Genomic DNA, 20,699 nt, shown 5'->3' on the forward strand with positions numbered 1-20,699 from the left:
ACCTCACTGGAATGTGTGTCTATTATAACATAAAACAAAGGAGCAATCTCAATTGAGATAACTCCTCTGCTATAGCATATCTTTCAAATCAAAAAGAGCATTCATCGCTTCTCTCGGGGTTAAATTGGCAACATCCAGCTGTCCTAATTTTTCCAGCAGCTCTTTGTGATCGTCAGTGATAGTAAAGAGCGACAGCTGTTCTTGGGCAGGCTGATCAGGACTTTTGTCATTTTTCAGATTAACCGAAACAGCAGCACTGGTGTTTTCTAAGTCTACTAAAATATGGTCTGCACGGTTCAATAAATCTTCAGGGAGGCCGGCAATTTTTGCGACATGAATCCCATAAGACTTATCTGCCGGACCGTCTGTTATCTTGTGTAAGAAAGTCACTTCCCCATCTTTTTCCAGAGTTGCAACATGGACATTGACAAGGTGTGTCAAGCTAGTTGACAGGTCTGTCAACTCGTGATAGTGAGTGGCAAACATCGTCTTAGCCTTGATGTTATCATGAATGTATTCAATAATAGCCTGTGCCAGAGCCATTCCGTCATAGGTAGCTGTTCCGCGGCCCAGTTCATCAAAAAGAATCAGAGAGTTTTCATTGGCAGCCTTGATAGCATGGTTGGCTTCCATCATTTCAACCATAAAGGTTGACTGCCCGGAAATCAAATCATCTGCCGCACCGATGCGGGTAAAAATAGCATCAAAAATAGGCAGATCAGCTGAATTAGCTGCAACAAAGGATCCCATTTGAGCCATGATGACAGTCAGGGCGAGCTGGCGCATATAGGTTGACTTACCGCTCATATTAGGTCCTGTAATCAGCTGGATACTGGTATCTTGATTGAGATGGATCGTATTAGGAATATACTCTTGGGCACCCATGACTTTTTCAACCACTGCATGGCGGCCGCTCTCAATAGTGATGATTCTATCATCGTTAAAAACCGGACGAACATAGTGGTTATTTTCTGCCACCACCGCCAAACTTTGCAGGACATCAACCGTTGCCAGCGTCTTAGCCAGAGTTTGCAGGCGTTCAATATAGGATTCAACCTGAGCCCTAATCCTCATGAAAATATCATACTCTAAATTAGCTGATTCTTCTCGCGCTTCCAGCATTTCACCCTCAATTTTGGCTAACTCCGCTGTTCCGAAACGCTCAGAATTTTTCAAGGTTGCCTTTCTAAAGAAGTGTTCAGGCACCAAAGAGAGATTAGAATTAGTGACATGGAAATAGTAACCGTCTTTTTTATTATAATCAATCTTCAAAGTGGAAATACCGCTTGCTTGGCGCTCTTTGGCCTCGATATCCGCAATCCAGCTTGTTCCTTCCCTCATGACTTTATGGTATTTATCCAAGGTCTCATCAAAACCTTCGCGAATAATATTACCTTCTGTAATCGTCATTTGCGCGTTAGGATCAATAGCTGAGCGAATCAGCTCTTCAAGCTCTGGAAGGGGATCAATTTGATTGACTAAATTTTCCAGCGCAGGATTGGCAAAACTTTCTAAAATAGCCTTAATGACCGGAACCTGAGCCAAGGTCTGACCCAGCTGCAAAAGATCCTTAGGATTTGCTTTTCCAAAAGAAACTCGGCTGGCCAAGCGCTCGATATCGTAAACTCCCTTAAGACTGTCGCTCAAATCACTGCGTTCAAAAAATTGATCAAGAAAAACTTGGATAATCTCCTGACGCTTGCTGATAAGCTTACGGCTGACTAAAGGACGGTCAATCCAAGTCCGTAAAAGCCGGGTTCCCATCGCTGTTTTTGTCTCGTCCAAAAGCCAATAGAGGCTGCCGTGTTTTTTACCGCTGCGAGCATTTTCCAAGAGATCCAAACTGGATTTTGTGGTGTAAGACATTTGCAAATAATCTTTAATTTCGTAGTGGACAAGCTTTTGTAAATGGCTCAGCTCTCGCTTTTGAGTTGTATGCACATATTGTAAAAGCTTACCAGCTACGGCAAGCTCCAGATCGGTTAACTGGCTGTCAAGCAGGTGCAGATCGCCATAGACCGTTTTTTCAACAGACAAGAGAAGATTCATCTGCTTGCGGAAAATCTGTTCTGCTTCCTCATCAAGATCAAAACCCAGAACCAGCTCACGCGCCTTAAGATTAAGCACTTCACTTCTGACCGCGGTTAAATCTGCTAAGGTCGTCGCATAAAATTCCCCGGTTGACAGATCCATATAAGAAAGTCCAAAACGATTGCCGTCCGTATCAAGAGCAACTAAAAAATTATTGGCACTGTCCGGCTTGCTTGAATCCACCAGCGTCCCCGGTGTAATAACCTGAACGACCTCACGTTTAACGACACCGACAGCTTTTTTAGGATCTTCCATCTGCTCAGCAATAGCAACCTTGTAACCCAGCTCAACCAGCACATCAATATACTGCTGAGCTGAATGGTAGGGAACACCCGCCATTGGAATGGGATTGTCTGCATTTTTGTTGCGGCTGGTGAGGCTGATTTCTAAAATTCTGGCGGCCTTGACGGCATCATCATAAAATAGTTCGTAAAAATCTCCCATACGGAAAAGCAAAAAAGCATCTGGATAATCTTCCTTAATATCCAAATACTGCTGCATTCCCGGAGAGAGTTTTTCCTTAGTCATTTCCTAACTCCTCATTTATCCTGTCTTCCAGCGTCTTTGTAACATACTGCAAAAGATCGCTGGCATCCTGCATCTTAGCTCGATAATCCTGGACAATCGGAAGGCCGTCTAAATCTTTTCCCAGCTGCTCCGCCTGCTGATCTGCCTTTTTTTGAGCCTTTGCCTTTTCAATTTTCTGAAAAAGCACAGCATCTTGCTGATAAGCCTTCATTTCATGGGCCAAGTGGCTGAGCTCAGGCAGCGACTTAATCTTTTTTTCAACAGCCTGATAAGCTGTGACACTGTCATGTTTTCGCAGCAGTGCAACTAAAGTTTCAAGTGCTTCTTCAAATGAATTCATAGGTTTGACAAAATATCATTTTCCAGCCGGCCGGCGGTTTCTTCATCTTTACAAATAACTAACAAGGTGTCCGCACCGGCAATCGTTCCCAGAATTTCAGACTTTTGGCTGCCATCAATCAGATTGGCCAAAACATCTGCCTCACCCAGATTCGTATGCAGAACCAGCATAAAGCCAGCACGTGCAACGCTTAAAACATAACTCAAAATAAGGGGTTCAAAGTAAGAAGACTCCCCTTCTGAAAGGCTGTAGTACAGCCGTCCTGATTCGTCTCGCAGTTTTAACAGGCCGATCTCCCGCAAATCGCGCGAAAGGGTCGCCTGTGTTACCGAAATGCCCTCTTTTTGAAGATGGGCTTTAATTTCTTCCTGAGTACCGATATGATTGGCCTGAATGATACGCTTTATCTGCTGCTGACGGTCTTTTTTATTCATTAGTTTCCTCAATTATCTGATTATCTCTAAAATTATATCAAAAATTGGGGCTTTTTTCATCCTTTGATTGTTAAAAGCAGCTGACAGGAAAGATTGTAGATTTTTTGCAATTTTCAGCAAAAGCATGGTAATTTATGTTAAAATAAAATGATTACTTTTGAGGAGACAGAAATGGATAACAAACAATTAGTTGCAGAAGAACTGACTAAAGTTATTAGTGATTTAGATACTGACAGCATTTTGGATTTGCTTGAAAAGCCTAAAAACGCTGAGATGGGAGATGTAGCTTTTCCCGCCTTCAGCTTGGCTAAAACCATGCGCAAAGCACCGCAAATGATTGCCGCTTCACTGGCTGAACAAATTGATGTCAGTCATTTTGAAAAAGTTGAAGCTGTCGGTCCTTATATCAACTTCTTTCTCAACAAAACAGAAATTTCAGCACAGGTTCTGAAAGATGTTATCAAGCAAGGCAGCAGCTATGCTCAAAAAACAATCGGGCAGGGCCGCTCAATTACCATAGACCTCTCCAGCCCCAATATTGCAAAACCGTTTTCGATCGGGCACCTGCGCTCAACAGTCATCGGAGATGCTCTGTCCAATATTTTTCAAAAATTGGGCTATAAGACCATTAAAATCAATCATCTAGGTGACTGGGGCAAGCAATTCGGCATGTTGATTGTGGCCTACAAAAAATGGGGAGATGAAGAAGCTGTCAAGGCTCATCCTATTGACGAGCTTTTAAAACTTTATGTCCGCATCAACGCTGAGGCCGAAAAGCAGCCGGAAATTGACGAAGAAGCGCGCGAATGGTTCCGCAAATTAGAAAACGGTGACAAAGAAGCACTTGAGCTCTGGCAGTGGTTCCGCGATGAAAGTTTGGTCGAATTCAACCGTCTTTATAAGGAATTAGGTGTTAATTTTGACAGCTACAACGGGGAAGCATTTTACAATGACAAGATGGATGAAGTCGTTGATTTACTAACGCAAAAAGGGCTGTTAGAAGAATCTGACGGAGCCCAGGTTGTCAATCTTGAAAAATACGGCATTGAGCACCCTGCCCTCATCAAAAAATCGGACGGGGCTACGCTTTATATTACCCGTGACTTGGCTGCCGCTCTCTACCGCAAACGTGAATATGATTTTGCCAAATCCCTCTATGTTGTCGGACAGGAACAAGCAGCCCACTTTAGACAGTTAAAGGCTGTTCTGACAGAGATGGGATACTCTTGGGGACAAGACATCGAGCATGTTTCCTTTGGACTGGTAACTAAAAATGGGAAAAAGCTGTCAACCCGCAAAGGCAATGTTATCCTGCTTGAGCCGACCATTGCCGAGGCTGTCAAACGCTCTCTGGCTCAGATTGATGCCAAAAATCCTGATCTGGCAAACAAGGAAGAGGTTGCCCACGCTGTCGGTGTCGGAGCTATTAAATTTTACGACCTGAAAACAGACCGCAACAACGGCTATGACTTTGATCTTGAAGCCATGGTTTCCTTTGAAGGGGAAACTGGGCCTTATGTCCAGTATGCCCATGCCCGTATCCAATCCATTCTCAGAAAAGCCGACTTCCAGCCTGATGAAAAAGCAGTCTATCATTTAAACGATGCTGAAAGCTGGGAGATTATTAAGCTCATTCAGGCCTTCCCGGACACCATTGCCAAGGCAGCAGATAATTTCGAACCTTCTGTTATTGCTAAATTCGCCATCAACTTGGCACAGAGTTTCAATAAATTCTATGCCCATACACGCATTCTTGATAACAGTCCAGAGCGCAGCAGCCGCTTAGCGCTCAGCTATGCAACGGCTACTGTCCTCAAAGAAGCACTGCGCTTGCTCGGTGTAGAAGCTCCGGATGAAATGTAAAAAACACAAGCAAACAAGGCCGATTCCGGCTCCTTCGCACCAGCGTGCATGCTGGCTAGTAACTGGGGTTCATTCGGCTTTAAAGCCTGTCCTACTTAAAAATAAGAAGCTCTATGAAGAGCTCAGAGTGTAGACAAAGTCTTTTTTGAGACTTTCCTTAGGTGATAACGGACGGTAGCGACTTCCGTTGGAATTCCATACCTAAGATTTGAGCCTAAGGTCTCAAATCTTCCGAGTGCCTGAAGCACAGAGGTTTCAGGCACTTTTATCACGGTGGAAAGTCTCGGTTAGGGCTTGCAAATAAGTACCATTCAAATTGACATTTGCAGAGCTGCAAAGACATACATGTATAAAAAGTTTTTAGCAGCAGGTTCTTCCTTACTAAATTTACGGTTTTGCCCACCCGGCTTATGAAATGAAACAAACTCGAAAAAAGACAAGCCTCAAATGAAGCTTGTCTTCAGGCCAGAAATTATTTCAAAATAACTCCTCAATACCGTTTAAGATTTTTATCAATCAATTCTTCTTTTTCGTTAACCATCTGACAATACCGGCAACCAACAGGACTGTTATTAAACCCAAAGCGACAATAATCACCGTGGAGTTCACTATAGTAGGTAAAGTGTCAATTCTATTGATTAAACGCATGACAGAAAGAACGGCAAGAAGAAGCAGTACAGAAGATTCAATCCTGATAAAAGAAGTCATCTCATTATCAATTGCCCACAGAAAGCCCGGGAAACAAACTAATGAAATCGCTATTACAAACAGGTTTGACATACTCTCTTCACCATTGTTAATAACTGTCATCATAAGAATATTTGATATGATGATAATTGCTGTACAAATGATAAAAGAACTTTTTCTTCTCACGATAACCACCTCAAAACGTAGATTGATTTAACAAATGCCTCGGTTAGGTTGCCAGACCATAGCCAATCATTGCGCCTGATGCTGCACTAAGACCCCAGTAAGCTGCTGCTGCTCCCCAACCAATCGGGCCGGTAGCCATACAAACAGCCATCGTTGCAGCACCATAAACCGTAGCACCAGCAAAAACACGATCCCAATTGACCCCGCCTTCAATGCTGGCAAGCATGTCTGCATCCATCATTTCAAAATGGTCAAAAGCTAAAGAATTCATGACAACAATCTCCTTTAATTTTTATATTTTGCTAACATTGAGCTAACAGCTTCATTGTAAGCCTTTTCTTTTAGGAAATAAACCAAAAAACAAAAGTTTAATAATTATGTAAACTTTAGTAAATGGTTACGTCATTTTCTTGTAAAATAAAGCAGACAGCTACTCTGCCTAATCATCTTCAACAAAACGGCCGATAATATTGACGTTATCTGCAACAGAGACAAAAGCATCCTTGTCTGTTTTTTTCATGATGTCCTTAAAATCATTAAATTCGGCACGCGTGATGATTGTGATAAGAACAGCCTTGTGTTCATGATTATAGGTTCCTTCGGCATCATTAATGATAGTCACGCCGCGATTGAGCTTCTTGTGAATCATGCGAATCACGCGGCTGGGCCTGCCGGTAACAATCATGGCCTGCATTTTCTTTTGCTTAACGAAAACAGCATCCGTCATTCGGCTGGATACAAAGATGGTAACCATCGAATAAAGCGCATACTGCCAGCCGAAGGTCATGCCCGCCACAGCCATAATCAAAACATTGACCACCAAAGAGACTGTTCCAACCTTGCGCCCTGTTTTTTTACGAACTAAAAGACTGATAATATCCGTTCCGCCGCTTGAAACATTGTTGCGAAGCGCAAAGCCAATGCCCACCCCCATGACCAAGCCGCCAAAGATGGCGTTCATCATCGGGTCAGGTGTCAGCGTAATCTGAGGAATGAATTGGATAAACAGCGAGCTCAGAGTGACTGTAATAAAGGTGAAAACAGTAAACTTATGTCCAATAGTGTACCAAGCCATAATCAAGAGCGGTATATTAACAGCGTAAAAGGTTACTGAAACGGGAACAGTGATACCGGCATACTCAGCTGACAAGGCAGACACGATCTGTGCCAGACCGGTAGCTCCGCTGGCATAGACTTTCCCCGGCTGAAAGAAAAAATTAACCGCAATAGAGGACAGCAAAGCATAAATAATAGAACCGGAAATCCGCTCACCATATTTCTCCCGCGAAATAGACGAGAGAACATGGATGAGCTGATAGCGCTTGGCCAGCCGTTTGAGGCGATGCTTAAAAACGATGACGAATTTATTTTTATTCATTATTTTTCAGAAGGGTCTAATACATTTAAGGAAAGCTCATCGAGCTGTTGAGCAGAGACAGGGCTGGGAGCCTGAGTCATTGGATCAGAGGCTCTGTTGTTCTTTGGAAAGGCAATAACTTCACGAATATTATCCTTACCAGCCAGCAGCATGACTAAGCGGTCAAGGCCAAGAGCCAGCCCGCCATGCGGTGGAAAACCATAATCCATGGCTTCAAGCAAAAAGCCAAATTGTTCTTGGGCATTGTCTTTTGTAAAACCCAGAGCTTTGAACATGCGTTCCTGCAATTCTCTTTGATTAATACGCAGACTTCCGCCGCCAAGCTCATAACCGTTGAGTACAATATCATAGGCAACGGCTCGAACCTTGCTCAGATCTCCTTCCAGTTCCTGAGCTGTATTCTCTTGCGGCAGTGTGAAAGGGTGGTGGGCACTGGTATAGCGGCCCTCTTCTTCTGACCATTCAAACATGGGCCAGTCAACTACCCAGAGAAAATTAAACTTAGATGGATCAATGAGACCCAGCTCTTTGCCCAAGTGATTGCGCAGTGCTCCCAGGGCATTATTTGCCACATCCAAGCTGTCTGCTACAAAAAGAACTAAATCATTTTCTTCCAGCTGTAAACGTTCTGTCAACCTATCAGCAATTGGCAAGAGGAATTTAGCGATGGGACCCGCAGCTTCTCCCTTGCTGTACTTGATCCAAGCCAAACCTTTGGCACCAAATGGCTTGACAAAGTCTGTCAACTTATCAATGGCTTTTCGCGAATACTTATCAGCAGCATTTTTAGCGACAAGAGCTTTAACAGCCGGGGCTTCTGAGAAGACTTTAAAGTCAATTCCCTTGACAAGCTCTGTCACGTCCTGCAAAAGCATGTCAAAGCGAGTATCCGGCTTATCAGAACCATAATGATTCATGGCATCATCATAAGTCATGCGTGGGAAAGGAAGAGTCACATCAAAACCTTTCGTATCTTTCATTACTTTGGCAAGCATGCCTTCTGTGATGTCTTGAATTTCCTGATCTGTCAGAAATGAAGTTTCTAAATCCACCTGTGTAAATTCAGGCTGGCGATCCCCCCGCAGATCCTCATCACGGAAGCACTTAACAATCTGATAATAACGGTCAAAACCAGCATTCATTAAAAGCTGCTTAGTAATCTGCGGGCTTTGAGGAAGGGCATAGAAATGACCTCGGCTGATACGGCTTGGCACCAAGTAATCACGCGCCCCTTCCGGCGTTGACTTAGCCAGCATCGGTGTTTCAACATCTATAAATTCCAGCCCATCAAGGTAATTGCGAATTGAGTGCGTCACTTTGGCACGCAGTTTAAAGTTTTCTAACATCTCAGGGCGGCGCAGGTCAAGGTAACGATAGCGCAGGCGCGTTTCATCAGCAGCTTCCACACCATCCTTGATTTCAAAAGGTGTTGTCTTGGAACGGTTTAAGATCTCCAAAGCTTCAACCTGCAGTTCAACCTGACCGGTCGGCAATTTATCGTTGGCCTGAGCACGCTCAACAACAAGACCGGTTGCCTCAATAACATATTCGCTGCGCAGAGCCTCTGCCGCTTCGACAACCTCTTTTGCGGCTTGTTCAGGATTGATGACCAGCTGCATGATGCCTTCGCGGTCACGCAAATCAATAAAAATAAGACCTCCAAGATCCCGCCGGCGTCCGACCCAGCCTTTTAAGGTCAATTTTTGGCCAACATGTTCTGAGCGCACGGCTCCTGCATACATTGAACGTTTCATCATTAAACACCAAGAGCGAACAGAAAAAATAGCTGCTTTCCAGACTTTCTTAGTAAAATGAAGCCTTGAAAATCTCGCCTTTCTGTCCGAGTTCCATTCCTTTCATCTATAGCAATTGATTTTATATATTCCTCATCTATTTTAGCACAAAGAACATAAAAACCCCACCCCATTTAGGAAGAGTTTTGAACCTTCTAGATTAAATGCCAAAAAATAGTTTATAATAACCATATTAACTCAAAAACCACCTGCTGCTGCAGCTTAATACAGCCAAATGCTACGAAAAGTAGCCAAAAAATCCAAAATGACAATCTTAGTAACTTGTTTTGCTAGCTGTTTTTGGCTAAACTAAAGACCATCTGCAAGGATAATGATAAATAGTTGAGGAGTAAAAAACATGACTTTTGAAGAAAAACTAAAACACTACCGTAAACAGGCTGGTCTGTCTCAAGAAAAAATGGCAGAGCTTATCGGCGTGTCCAGACAGGCTGTCACCAAATGGGAGACCGGAACAGGGGTTCCTGATATTTCCAATTTAATCGCTATTTCTGAGCTCTTTCAAGTTTCTCTGGATGATTTATTACTGGATGAAAAGATGGCAAAAGCTCAAACAGATTTTATCTACAACAGCAGTACAGAATACGACATTGACAGACTGAAACACTTTGACATCAAGCTTGGCGGCGCCAAGCAGGTCATTGTCAAGGCTGTTAACAGTGAAAAAATTAAGATCCGCCTAGCCAGCAATACCTTAAAAACAGTGGCCGAAGAGCTCAAGCTGAAAATCGATGATGTCCGCAATAAAATTGACTTAGATATCCATAAATCAGGGAAACTGACAGAAGCTGTCCTCAAAGACGAACTGACTATCTTCCTTTATCTGCCGCAAAAATATCTGGGCAAAGTTGAATTGGAAGTCAACTGCAAGCAACTAAAACTAAGTCATATCGCCAATGACAGTTTTGAGCTGGACGGCAAAGTGTCAGAAGTGACTATTGACGGCGGCCAGGGCGAAATAGAGCTCAACAGCAATCTGGATATGATGGTGACTGTCCTTGCTCACAAAGGCGGTATTGCCCTCAATCAAATTTCATCCACATCAACAATCCAAGTGCCTGCTGATTATCCTTTCCAAGCCGTTAAAAAAGGAATAGCGACACGGATGACTTTCGAGGAAATGGCAAGCAGACAGAGAATTTCTCTGCTGAAGAGGCTGAAAATTATATCGAGCTAAATGGATTGAGAAGCGAACTTGTCATTGCCAGATAATAGATAAAAAGGCAGCAGACAAAGTCTGAAACACAGCAAAAGATGAGGCTGGGACAAAAGTCCTTCCTCTTTTAATTATTTAAGATATAGCGGTTTGACGCAGTGGCTGGCTTTCCTTTTGCCACAAGGTCAAAGCGGAAAACCTAGCCAACTGTGCGGGGGTGGGAGTGAAACGGTCTGGGGAGAGACCGTTTCAGGTCACCACCTTGAAACTAGGGAGTGGTGAGAACCAAAATTTTCAATTTTTGGGTTCTTTCCCACTCCCGTTTGTAGTTAGTTCACTTTAGCAAAAACAGAGGCAAAATCATTGATAAGGGCATCAAAACTTACCGTCATCTCTTCGCGTGTCTGATTATTTTTGATGGTGACCTGACCGGCTTCAACTTCACTTTCGCCAAGAGTAATCACGGTTTTAGCTTTAAAGGCATCTGCCGACTTGAACTGAGCCTTAATTTTACGGCCGAGATAATCACGCTCCGCAGCAAAGCCCTGTCTGCGAATTGCTTGAACAAGTTCTAAGGCCTTACTGTTAACACTGCTGCCAAGAACAGCGACATAGACATCTAAGCTGTCATCAAGCGGCAGCTCAATGCCTTGCTTTTCAAGAACCAACAGCAGACGCTCAAGACCCAGTCCAAAGCCGAAACCAGCTGTTTGCGGTCCGCCGAAATACTCTACCAGACCATCATAGCGGCCGCCCGCACAGATAGTCAATTCAGATTGATCAACCGTCGTGATAAATTCAAAAATCGTATGGTTATAATAATCCAGTCCGCGTACCATGTTGGTATCGATGACATAAGGAATATCAAGTGCTTCAAGCATTTCACGCACTGCTGCAAAATGCTCCTGTGATTCCTCATCCAGATAGTCAAGAATGGAAGGTGCATTTTCCACCGCCGCTTTATCCTCTTTTTCCTTAGAATCCAGCACACGCAGCGGATTTTCATCTAAACGGCGCTGGCTGTCCTTGGACAAGCTCTCCCGCATCGGCGTCAGATAATCAATCAAGGCTTGGCGATAAGCCATGCGGCTTTCGGTATTTCCCAGGCTGTTGAGGTGCAGAACAACATCTTTAATGCCAAGCTCAGCAAACAGCTGATAGGCCATGGCAATCGTTTCAACATCAGTCGCCGGATTGCTGGATCCAAAACATTCTACACCAATCTGATGAAACTCCCGCAGGCGCCCCGCCTGAGGCCGCTCGTAGCGAAACATGGAACCGATATAGAAAACTTTGACCGGCTTTTGCACTTCCGGTGCAAAAAATTTATTCTCCACATAAGAGCGCACAACCGGTGCTGTCCCTTCCGGACGAAGCGTAATATGGCGGTCTCCCTTGTCATAAAAATCATACATTTCCTTGGTGACAATGTCTGTCGTATCGCCGACCGAACGGCTGATGACTTCATAGTGTTCAAATATCGGCGTCCTAATCTCACCGTAGTGGTATTTTTTAAAGGTCTCACGCGCCAGATTTTCCACATACTGCCATTTGGCAGACGCTGTCGGTAAAATATCCTGTGTTCCCTTTGGTTTTTGCAGTTTCATATTAAGATACAGAAGAGCATTCATAAAATAGAAAATCATCGCAGTACAGCAGCACACTGGACAGTTCTTTCCCCAACATTTTTAGTCTGTGTTCAAGCCGGACACAAACTGCATGCTCTCATCTTCCTTTCTCTTTTCTCGTAATCCTCTCTATTTTATCATAAAACAGAGCACAAAGCAGTCCTAATCTCAAAAACTGCTAAAGGAATGAACGACCTTGCCATCTCGACTATCCAAAATAATCGAACTTCAAATAACACCGCAAGTAAAAGAACTGCCACCAACAACTGTTTTAGATAGTATTTTCATGACCTCAGACCTTCGTGCAGAACCATTTTTTACCATCATTTTTACCGCCTTCAACATCAAAGACCGTCCTGCTGCTTATCTGTTTTAATGACGTTTTCATAAAAAATGAGGCAAAGTATTGATTTTCCTGAAAAATAGAGCTATAATGCCTTGTCAATAAATTTTTAGGAGAAAAAAAGTGTTTAATACCTTAAAAACTTTCCTACTAGGGAAGCCCTTAAAATCTGAACCAGAAGAAGGAGACAGTCACTCACTGTCAAAATCTCAAGCACTGGCCATGCTGTCAAGTGATGCCCTGTCATCTATCGCCTACGGACCCGAACAAGTTATTCTGGTTTTGACAGCCTTATCAGCTGGAGCTATTTGGTGGTCTTTGCCAATCGGTCTCGGGGTTATCATCTTATTGATTAGTTTAACAATTTCTTACAGTCAAGTTATCCATGCCTATCCAAACGGTGGCGGAGCTTACATGGTATCATCCGATAATCTGTCCTCTTCCATGGGACTTCTGGCAGGCGGCAGTCTCTTGATTGATTATATGCTGACCGTTGCCGTATCAGTCTCATCCGGGGCGGATGCTATCACGTCTGCCTTCCCCGCTCTTAAAAGTATTAATCTTGAGATTTCCATTGTCTTGGTCTTGATTTTAATGATTATGAATTTACGCGGTCTGCGTGAATCAGCGAGCGCTCTCTTCGTCCCTGTTTACCTTTTTATTGCGTCAACGCTCTTTTTATTGGTTTTTGGACTTTTTCAAATCTTTACAGGAAATCTTCATTATGCTGCAACAGCTGAGATTGGCCGGCCGATATCAGGTTTAACCTTGGTACTGCTGCTGCGCGCTTTTACCAGCGGTTCCGCATCTCTGACTGGAGTTGAAGCCATTTCAAATGCTGTTCCTTTTTTCAAAAAACCAAAAGCTAAAAACGCCGTTAAAACGTTAGTGATGATGTCTGCTATTCTTGGTTTCATGTTTATCGGCATCACCTTTCTCAACTATTGGCTGGGAATAATTCCAAATCACAGCGTGACTATCTTGGCCCAAATAGCGCAAAAGGTTTTTGGGCACAGCCTTATCGGACAGGCCCTCTTTTACATCTTCCAAATTGCAACAGCCTTGATCTTAGCAGTTGCCGCCAATACGGGTTTTTCAGCTTTCCCAATCCTGTCCTATAATATGGCTAAAAACAAATACATGCCCCATCTCTATTTAGAAAAGGGAGCCCGGCTAGGGTACTCTAATGGGATTTTGACTTTGGCTTTCGGCGCCATCTGTCTGCTTTTTATCTTCAACGGCTCCACTGAACGCCTCATTCCGCTGTATACCGTCGGGGTCTTTATCCCCTTCGCCCTTGCACAAACAGGGATGGTTGTTTATTGGAAACAGCTTATGGGAAAAGACTTTCTAAAACAAGCTTGGGCAAATATCCTTGGGGCAGTCATCTGTTATGGCATTATACTAATCCTCCTCATTTTCCGCCTGCATGATATTTGGCCTTTCTTCCCTATCATTGCTATTTTGATTTTCCTGTTTCAAAAAATAAAACGCCACTACAACAATGTGGCAGAACAGCTACGCATTAGAGAAGATGAGAAAACAGTCTGCTATACCGGCAATAAAGTCCTCGTGCTTGTCGGCAATATGACTCAGGCTACCATCGGTGCTGTCAATTACGCTCGTTCTCTCAGTAAAGATGTCATTGCTCTGCATGTTTCCACAGCAGAAACCATTTCCAAAGATTCTGAAGTTGAAGAAGACTTTAAACACTTTTTCCCGGATATCACCTTTGTCAATGTGTACTCAGATTACCGTGACATCATCAAACCAACAGTCAATTATGTTAATGATATGAGTCGGAAAGCAAAAGCCGCTAACAGTACCCTAACGGTTTTAATTCCACAATTTGTTCCGCGTAAACGTTGGCAGTCCTTCTTGCATAACCAGATGAATCTTCGTCTCAAATATTATCTAAGATGGAACCAAGACATCATTATTTCCAGCTACTCCTTCCATCTCAAAAAATAAAAAAATCTGTCAAGTAACTTTACTTTACAAAAATCTTTTGATATACTGTTAAAGTTGACGAAAGTCATATTAACCCAAAAAATGAATACGGGCTAAAGAGCCCTTTATATCTTATGGAGGAATGAAAAAATGGCAGTACCTGCACGTCGCACATCAAAAGCGAAGAAAAACAAACGCCGCACACACTACAATTTGACAGCTCCAACTGTGAAATTTGACGAAACTACCGGAGATTACTCACGTTCTCACCGTGTATCTCTCAAAGGATACTACAAAGGACGTAAAATCGCTAAAGCTAACGCTGCGGAATAACAGAAGGGAGATACCATGCGCGTAAATATTACACTTGAACACAAAGAATCTGGTGAACGCTTGTACCTTACTTCAAAAAACAAACGTAACACTCCAGACCGTCTGCAATTGAAAAAATACTCACCAAAATTACGTAAACACGTCGTGTTTACTGAGGTGAAATAGGGATTCAATACACGTCAATAGACGTTGAAAAACTTGATTTTATGCGATTCTTGATTTTTCAAATTTCACTACGTCGCAATACAAATCAACCGAATCACTACCTTTTTCACTACCTTTTTTGAAATAAGATATATTCGGATAACCCTGAGCCTGACAGCATTGTCAGGCTCAGACTGAAGACAAAGCTCTTAGAATTGAATTTCTAAGAGCTTTTTGCTCTGTTTAGGAGTATACTAAAAGAAAACGGTTTGTGAGGTAAGGCCATGTTTCACAAAGAAAAGCCAGACTATAACCGCCATCAGTACGGATTCTATACGCTTGACCAGCTTGTTCCTGAGGATCACTTTCTACGTAAGATTGAGACTGTGATTGATTTTGACTTCATCTATGACTTAGTTGAGGAGACTTACTCTTGTGATAATGGGCGTCCGAGTTTAGACCCTGTGATGCTCATCAAAATCCCTCTCATTCAATGTTTCTATGGTATTCGCTCCATGCGTCAGACCATTAAAGAAATTGAAGTCAATAATGCTTACCGTTGGTTTCTGGGGTTGACTTTGGACGATAAGGTGCCTCATTTTACGACCTATGGTAAGAATTACAGTCGGCGTTTCCAAGACAAACAGGTCATTTCTGAAATTTTTAATCAGGTGCTGAATCAAGCCCTGGTGGCTGGTTTGATTGACCCCAATGAGATTTTCGTGGACGGCACTCACGTCAAAGCCGCTGCTAATAATCACAAGTATCGCACGGAAATGGTGAAACAACAGGCTAAATTTATGAGTGACCAGCTGGAACTTGAGATTGATTTGGACAGGAAAAAACACGCAAAAAAGTCGCTAAAGCCCGCCACAAAAAGCGAGGCTAAAGAAAAGAAAATCTCAACGACTGACCCGGAGAGCGGTTGGTTTCATAAAGGTGAGCATAAAGAAGTTTTTGCCTATAATGTTCAGGTTGCCTGCGACAAACATGGCTGGGCCTTAGCTTATAGTGCAGAAGCAGGGAATGTCCATGACAGCCAAGCTTTTCCTGCCCTGTTTGCCTAACTTGAGCCCTTCAGTCCTTACTTCCTTATCGCTGATTCAGGTTATAAAACCCCTTCTATCGCAAAATTCTTGCTGGATAAAAACATCACTCCTGTTTTTCCTTACACCAGACCGAAAGGAAAGAAAGGGATGTTACAGCCTAAGGATTTTGTTTACGATGAGTATTATGATTGTTATCTTTGCCCCGAAAATCAGACGTTAGAGTATTGTACAACGACTCGTGAGGGCTATCGGGAGTATAAGAGTAAGGCCAAGATTTGTGCCACTTGTCCTTTATTAGGGAGTTGTACAGAGAGTCAGAAGCATCAAAAAGTCGTCACGAGACATCTTTGGAAAGAGGATATGGAGATTTGTGAGGACATTCGCTATCAAAGAGGGATGAGGGAACGCTACCAACATCGAAAAGAGACCATTGAACGCCTCTTTGGGACAGCTAAAGAATATCACAATCTCAGATATACGAGAGAGATTGGCAAGTCCAAAATGGAAGACAAGGTTGGGCTGATTTTAGCGTGTTTAAATCTCAAAAAGCTAGTAAAAATGATGGCAGGAAGGCCTTTTTATTTTGGACAGCTTCAGCTTTCTTATCCATTTTTCATCTCAAAGATAAGAGACACCAAAAAAGACAAACCTCCAAAAAGAAGTTTGTCTTCGGTCTGAGCCTGACAGCATTGTCAGGCTTTTTTTGTTACTTCCGTCACTACCAAAACAAAAAAAGCAAGTCATAAAAACTTGCTTAACGACCATTAACGGCATAAATATAAGTAATATAATTGGCGAAATCTCCAATTTTCTTACGGTCTGACTCTATTTCGTCAAACCAAGAGCTATCTACTCCTTCACTTGCTAGATAGCGTACAACCAATTTCAAAGCCATTATCACTTGATTATGCTTATTAGTACGACTGCCATCAGTAGCTTGTCGCTCTTCACGGCTAATCAGATACCACTTGGAGCGAATTTGCGTATATTCAATAGCATTCTTTACAAAGTCTACCCAGTACTGTTCAAACTCAGCATCTCCCTTTTTCATGCCGTCTAATATCTTTTGATGATATTCCTGACATTGTTCAAATGACAAGACCCCACCTTTTTCCTCTAAAAATGTTTGATATGAAAACATTATATTCCTCCAAATTATGCCTATTATTTAACTAGAGCTTCATACATCTCAAATAACCTAGCTACAGTCTCACTTTCGGTTAGCCATGTTTTCTTGCCGTCAACTTCTTTAGTCATTCCGTAAGCTTGCATGACAGCTTTATCGTTAGCTTGATGAGCCTTACGAAGTTCTGGTGGCATGGCAACATCATCATAGAGGTCAGCTAGGCTATTATGTGGAAATTGAGCTCTGGCATCCAAAATTCCCTGAGCTGTCTTTTCAATAACTAATCTCTCTTTATCTGATAAATTCAACCAAGGAAAGTTTATATACACTGCGGGAGTATATCGATAATCTGATTTGAGACGACCTGCTACTGTCCGCATCCAAGCCATGTGGACGTTTGAAGTTAGGATGCCAAAATGGTATAGAGAGGCATTCGGGAGAATATATAGTTGGTATGAACTCCTCCGCCAATCGAATAGTAATAGTCATTTATTTCATTTCCGGCAAATGGAACACTGTCATTTTCAACAATAATTGCTGCAGCTCTATACCTGAATCTTTTATTTTTACTTTGAAAACAACAATCTTTCTGCATCTTTATTCTATCCTTCCCTTTATGCTGATGTACTATTTACAACATTTATTTTTGTAAAACTAAAATTTTTATTTCCTCACCTTTAGCAATAAAAAGTCTGGCTTATGCAATAAATCTTTGTAATCCGGATATTGTTCCAGTATTTTATCCGTTGGTAATGGCTCAATCATTTTTTCTATTGTAAATCCTGCATTTATTAATGTGTTTATAATTGTGGAAAAAGTTCTATGGTATTTCTTTACATTATCAACAAACCAAACTGACTCTCGTTCTCCCTCTATTCCATAATCTGCAAGATTAAGATGTATCTTGTTACCTTTCTCGTCTCTTGTCCATCTATTTCCACCAGAATGGCATGTGCATAATGGGTTTTCTTGAGAAAATATGAATACGCCTTCTGTATAAAGAATATTATAAATGTCATTAACAAGCTCTTCGAAATCCTCTACATAATGTAATGCCAATGAACTAACTACAACATCAAATTTTTCATTTAATTCTACAATTTTTTCCATGGGCATGTTGATATAAACTATATTAGGATCACTATTCTCATTTCCGGCAATATCTAACATTTTTTCAGATATATCAATCCCTACTACCTTTTTTGCCCCACAATCAATAAATCTTTTACAATGTTCTCCAAAACCACATCCTAAATCTAATACTTTTTTATCTTTTAAATCAGGCATCATAGAAAATAATGCAGGTATCTCAAATAGATTATTTGCATTTATTTTATTATCTCTAATTTTTTTGTATCCCTCAAAAAACACTTCATTGTTATATATATTCTGCTGTGCCATTTTTATCGCCTCCCTTTATGCTGATGTACTGTTTACAACATTTATTTTTGTAATAACCGCTCTAAACAGCACATCAACTATTCATTTTTTAACTTTGGTAGAAGCTTTAAAGCCCTTGTATTTACTTGACTATTTGCCTGTGTCATTATTATGACACGAAACCCACACGCAGGGTCAAAGAAAGTTAACCCTGCGAGTTTAGACTGGAACTGTTTCGCCTTCTGCTTGAAGGCTTTGATAACATTGAGCTCATCCTTTAAATCATCTAAGAAAAGTGGGTCAATCACTTTATGGATATTTTCTATAGAAGTATAGTGCATCCCTCCAGAGTGACGTGTTTCTGGGTTCAAAGTGCTTTCAAAAACTGCCCCAAAGATAGTTGGGCTAATATCTGACCAGTCAAATTGTGAACTTGCATGCTCTGGGATAAGCTCACGAAGGTCTTCCGTAAAGTTAGGAATTTCAATACCCTTTTCAGAGAACATCCCTCCGTTGACATATGGGAAGCTAGCAAGAGTTTCTTCAAGATAAGAATCACGCTCAGAAATAGGGGTATCAAGGACGTCAAATAACTGGATTAAAGCTGTTCTGAAAAACTGAGGTGGAAACTGAGCTAGGTAGTCATGGAATGCTAGCTTATGACCGAATAGCCCAGAATCCTCGGCATAGAAACAGAATACCAAGCGAACAATCAACTGGTTAATCGCATGAAGACTCTCTGGATTTTCAGGGTCTTTATACTGCTTGAGAAGTCCCTCATAGATTTCCCCAACGATTTCACCTGCTTGCATAGAAATCTGCATTTCACGCTCAAGGTGTTCATTGGTTTTATCGATTAGAAACTCTAGACGGTAACTTTCTTCTGAAAGGTCTTCTAATTTAATGACTGTCGCTTCAGCATTTGGCTGTTCCATGTCATAAATATAGAACTCTTTGAAATTGCTGGTCACAATCCAGCGAGGACGCTTAGAATAAGGTAAATTAGCTGAGTAACGTTTAGCCTGCTGAAACGGTGTCAAAAAAGAACCATCTGATTGTTTAATAGCCTTATTTAAATCTTTGTTGGCTCCTTTTTGCTCAATCAAAACCTTAGTCTTTTCGATATACCCATCAATAAAGCTAGTATGGTCAAGCATGACCTTATCTTCAAATGTGATATAGGTACTAGGATTCTCTATACCAAAAACAGAGCCTAATAGGTCTAGCCAAAATGACTGACTATCTTGTCGCTCATTTCCTCTCCCCCTCCAACGCTCAATAAAATCTTTAGCTTGTTTTTTCTGTTCTCTAGCGTTCATAATACTCCTCAACCATACTAATACTTATTTACTATTATACCACCCTGATTCCACATTAAAAGGCAAAGTGAATACTTTGTCTTTTTATTTTGTTCAATTTTCTTGTTGAAATTGCATACGCAATTTCAACTCTTGGGGCTCTGCCCCAGAACCCCTCTCCATTTTTGAATAACTTTTTATTCAAATTTAAAAACGGAGGGACGTATCTATGAACAGAGTTTCTGAACGTCGTGAACAAAAGATTCAACAAGCAGTCGCACAAGGAAACTGGGAAGAAGTGCTTCACTTACTTGACCAACCATTTGAAAACAGCTTAAGAAAAGATAGATACTATCAACTGGGAAGCATTGAGTTTCAAGTTAGTGAAAAGTCAACACTCGCAGATATAGAGCTAGTGGATTATGATGATGCTGTAAATATACTAGCAAGAGCTGAACTAATAGAAGCTATTGATAAGCTCCTAGCTACACTAGACAAAATTGACCAACGTATTTTTGAGCTACGTGCCATTGAAATGGAATCATTTCGTCAAATCTCTAAAGAAGTTTTATTGTCAGATAAAACCGTCAAACGTAGATATGAAAAAGCAGTTGAATGGCTTCAGCAAGAATTAACTGATTTCTTTTAATGGAGCAAAAAAGGCTCTATAATATCTGTAGTGGGTAACGCCACTTTGGATATTGTAGAGCTTTTTGAATACACAAAAAGCCTCATAAGACTTATAATGAAAAGCGCCTAAACCATCATTAGAAAGTAACTTATGAGACACCTTAAGAATACCACAGAATTACTCGGAATAAAAGACCCACACATCAAAATAATCTTGGCTTCTCAGCACCAATCTCACATTGAGGTGCAAGCCACCCTTGATTATCCCGCTCCTTCTTGCCCTCATTGCCAAGGCAAAATGATCAAATACGACTGGCAGAGACCTTCTAAAATTCCTCTCCTTG

Annotated in this window: 16 protein-coding genes and 4 pseudogenes; 8 read left to right on the forward strand and 12 right to left on the reverse strand. The window is 41.7% G+C overall.

Going from position 1 to position 20,699, the window contains the following annotated elements; genetic code table 11:
- Positions 1-69: 69 nt before the first annotated feature.
- The 3 genes from mutS to argR are packed head-to-tail and all read right to left on the reverse strand — an operon-like array spanning position 70 to position 3,393.
- Positions 70-2,619, reverse strand: coding sequence for a DNA mismatch repair protein MutS (gene mutS, locus G573_RS0102550; protein ID WP_027975247.1), 2,550 nt, complete (start codon positions 2,617-2,619; stop codon positions 70-72).
- Positions 2,612-2,959 (reverse strand): YlbF family regulator, encoded by a 348-nt coding sequence (locus G573_RS0102555; protein WP_027975248.1) that lies wholly within the window; start codon positions 2,957-2,959, stop codon positions 2,612-2,614. Before G573_RS0102555 ends, mutS begins: the two co-directional genes overlap by 8 nt.
- Entirely contained in the window at positions 2,956-3,393 is a 438-nt protein-coding gene (gene argR, locus G573_RS0102560; RefSeq protein ID WP_027975249.1) for an arginine repressor, read from the reverse strand. Before argR ends, G573_RS0102555 begins: the two co-directional genes overlap by 4 nt.
- A 171-nt stretch (positions 3,394-3,564) precedes the next feature.
- Between argR and argS the strand changes: the two genes are divergently transcribed.
- Positions 3,565-5,256: an arginine--tRNA ligase gene (argS, locus tag G573_RS0102565; RefSeq protein ID WP_027975250.1), complete on the forward strand. Its 1,692-nt coding sequence runs from the start codon at positions 3,565-3,567 to the stop codon at positions 5,254-5,256.
- 516 nt (positions 5,257-5,772) lie between these two features.
- On the opposite strand, the gene G573_RS0102570 is transcribed toward argS, so the two are convergent.
- The 4 genes from G573_RS0102570 to aspS all read right to left on the reverse strand — a co-directional run bounded on the left by G573_RS0102570 (position 5,773) and on the right by aspS (position 9,261).
- Positions 5,773-6,129 (reverse strand): hypothetical protein, encoded by a 357-nt coding sequence (locus G573_RS0102570; protein ID WP_027975251.1) that lies wholly within the window; start codon positions 6,127-6,129, stop codon positions 5,773-5,775.
- A 43-nt stretch (positions 6,130-6,172) separates the two neighbouring features.
- Positions 6,173-6,400 carry a hypothetical protein gene (locus G573_RS0102575; RefSeq protein ID WP_027975252.1) on the reverse strand — a complete coding sequence of 76 codons (228 nt, stop codon included), beginning with the start codon at positions 6,398-6,400 and terminating at the stop codon, positions 6,173-6,175.
- A 168-nt stretch (positions 6,401-6,568) separates the two neighbouring features.
- On the reverse strand, positions 6,569-7,507 hold the full coding sequence (locus G573_RS0102580; RefSeq protein WP_027975253.1) for a YitT family protein: 939 nt from the start codon (positions 7,505-7,507) through the stop codon (positions 6,569-6,571).
- Positions 7,507-9,261, reverse strand: coding sequence for an aspartate--tRNA ligase (aspS, locus tag G573_RS0102585; RefSeq protein ID WP_027975254.1), 1,755 nt, complete (start codon positions 9,259-9,261; stop codon positions 7,507-7,509). The genes G573_RS0102580 and aspS overlap by 1 nt, the downstream gene beginning before the upstream one ends.
- Positions 9,262-9,658: 397 nt before the next feature.
- Between aspS and G573_RS10860 the strand changes: the two are divergent.
- Positions 9,659-10,530 (forward strand): annotated as a pseudogene (locus G573_RS10860) (helix-turn-helix transcriptional regulator).
- 273 nt (positions 10,531-10,803) lie between these two features.
- On the opposite strand, the gene hisS reads toward G573_RS10860, so the two are convergent.
- Positions 10,804-12,081 carry a histidine--tRNA ligase gene (gene hisS / locus G573_RS0102600; protein WP_027975255.1) on the reverse strand — a complete coding sequence of 426 codons (1,278 nt, stop codon included), beginning with the start codon at positions 12,079-12,081 and terminating at the stop codon, positions 10,804-10,806.
- 487 nt (positions 12,082-12,568) lie between these two features.
- Between hisS and G573_RS0102610 the strand changes: the two genes are divergently transcribed.
- The 4 genes and pseudogenes from G573_RS0102610 (at position 12,569) to G573_RS11230 (ending at position 16,599) form a co-directional block, all read left to right on the forward strand.
- Positions 12,569-14,416, forward strand: a complete 1,848-nt coding sequence (locus G573_RS0102610) for an APC family permease (RefSeq protein ID WP_027975256.1) — start codon at positions 12,569-12,571, stop codon at positions 14,414-14,416.
- Positions 14,417-14,545: 129 nt separating this feature from the next.
- A complete protein-coding gene (gene rpmF / locus G573_RS0102615) occupies positions 14,546-14,728 on the forward strand; it encodes a 50S ribosomal protein L32 (RefSeq protein WP_027975257.1) in 183 nt (60 codons plus the stop codon).
- Between the two features lie 15 nt (positions 14,729-14,743).
- Complete coding sequence (rpmG, locus tag G573_RS10865) at positions 14,744-14,893, forward strand: 50S ribosomal protein L33 (RefSeq protein ID WP_001265622.1); 150 nt, start codon at positions 14,744-14,746, stop codon at positions 14,891-14,893.
- A gap of 263 nt (positions 14,894-15,156) precedes the next feature.
- A pseudogene (locus G573_RS11230) lies at positions 15,157-16,599 on the forward strand (IS1182 family transposase).
- Between the two features lie 76 nt (positions 16,600-16,675).
- On the opposite strand, the gene G573_RS0102625 reads toward G573_RS11230, so the two are convergent.
- The 4 genes and pseudogenes from G573_RS0102625 to G573_RS10875 all read right to left on the reverse strand — a co-directional run bounded on the left by G573_RS0102625 (position 16,676) and on the right by G573_RS10875 (position 19,746).
- Positions 16,676-17,062 (reverse strand): hypothetical protein, encoded by a 387-nt coding sequence (locus G573_RS0102625; protein WP_027975258.1) that lies wholly within the window; start codon positions 17,060-17,062, stop codon positions 16,676-16,678.
- A gap of 23 nt (positions 17,063-17,085) precedes the next feature.
- Positions 17,086-17,490 (reverse strand): annotated as a pseudogene (locus G573_RS0102630) (type IIL restriction-modification enzyme MmeI); the annotation flags it as partial.
- Between the two features lie 220 nt (positions 17,491-17,710).
- A complete protein-coding gene (locus G573_RS0102635; protein WP_027975260.1) occupies positions 17,711-18,448 on the reverse strand; it encodes a class I SAM-dependent methyltransferase in 738 nt (245 codons plus the stop codon).
- Positions 18,449-18,525: 77 nt separating this feature from the next.
- Positions 18,526-19,746 carry a type IIL restriction-modification enzyme MmeI gene (locus tag G573_RS10875; protein ID WP_342664466.1) on the reverse strand — a complete coding sequence of 407 codons (1,221 nt, stop codon included), beginning with the start codon at positions 19,744-19,746 and terminating at the stop codon, positions 18,526-18,528.
- A gap of 208 nt (positions 19,747-19,954) precedes the next feature.
- On the opposite strand from G573_RS10875, the gene G573_RS0102645 reads away from it, so the two are divergent.
- Both G573_RS0102645 and G573_RS11490 read left to right on the forward strand, forming a co-directional pair.
- Positions 19,955-20,374 carry an RNA polymerase sigma factor gene (locus tag G573_RS0102645; RefSeq protein ID WP_027975261.1) on the forward strand — a complete coding sequence of 140 codons (420 nt, stop codon included), beginning with the start codon at positions 19,955-19,957 and terminating at the stop codon, positions 20,372-20,374.
- Positions 20,375-20,506: 132 nt separating this feature from the next.
- Positions 20,507-20,699 (forward strand): annotated as a pseudogene (locus G573_RS11490) (ISL3 family transposase); the annotation flags it as partial.

It is taken from the genome of Streptococcus devriesei DSM 19639, assembly GCF_000423725.1.
GTDB lineage: Bacteria > Bacillota > Bacilli > Lactobacillales > Streptococcaceae > Streptococcus > Streptococcus devriesei.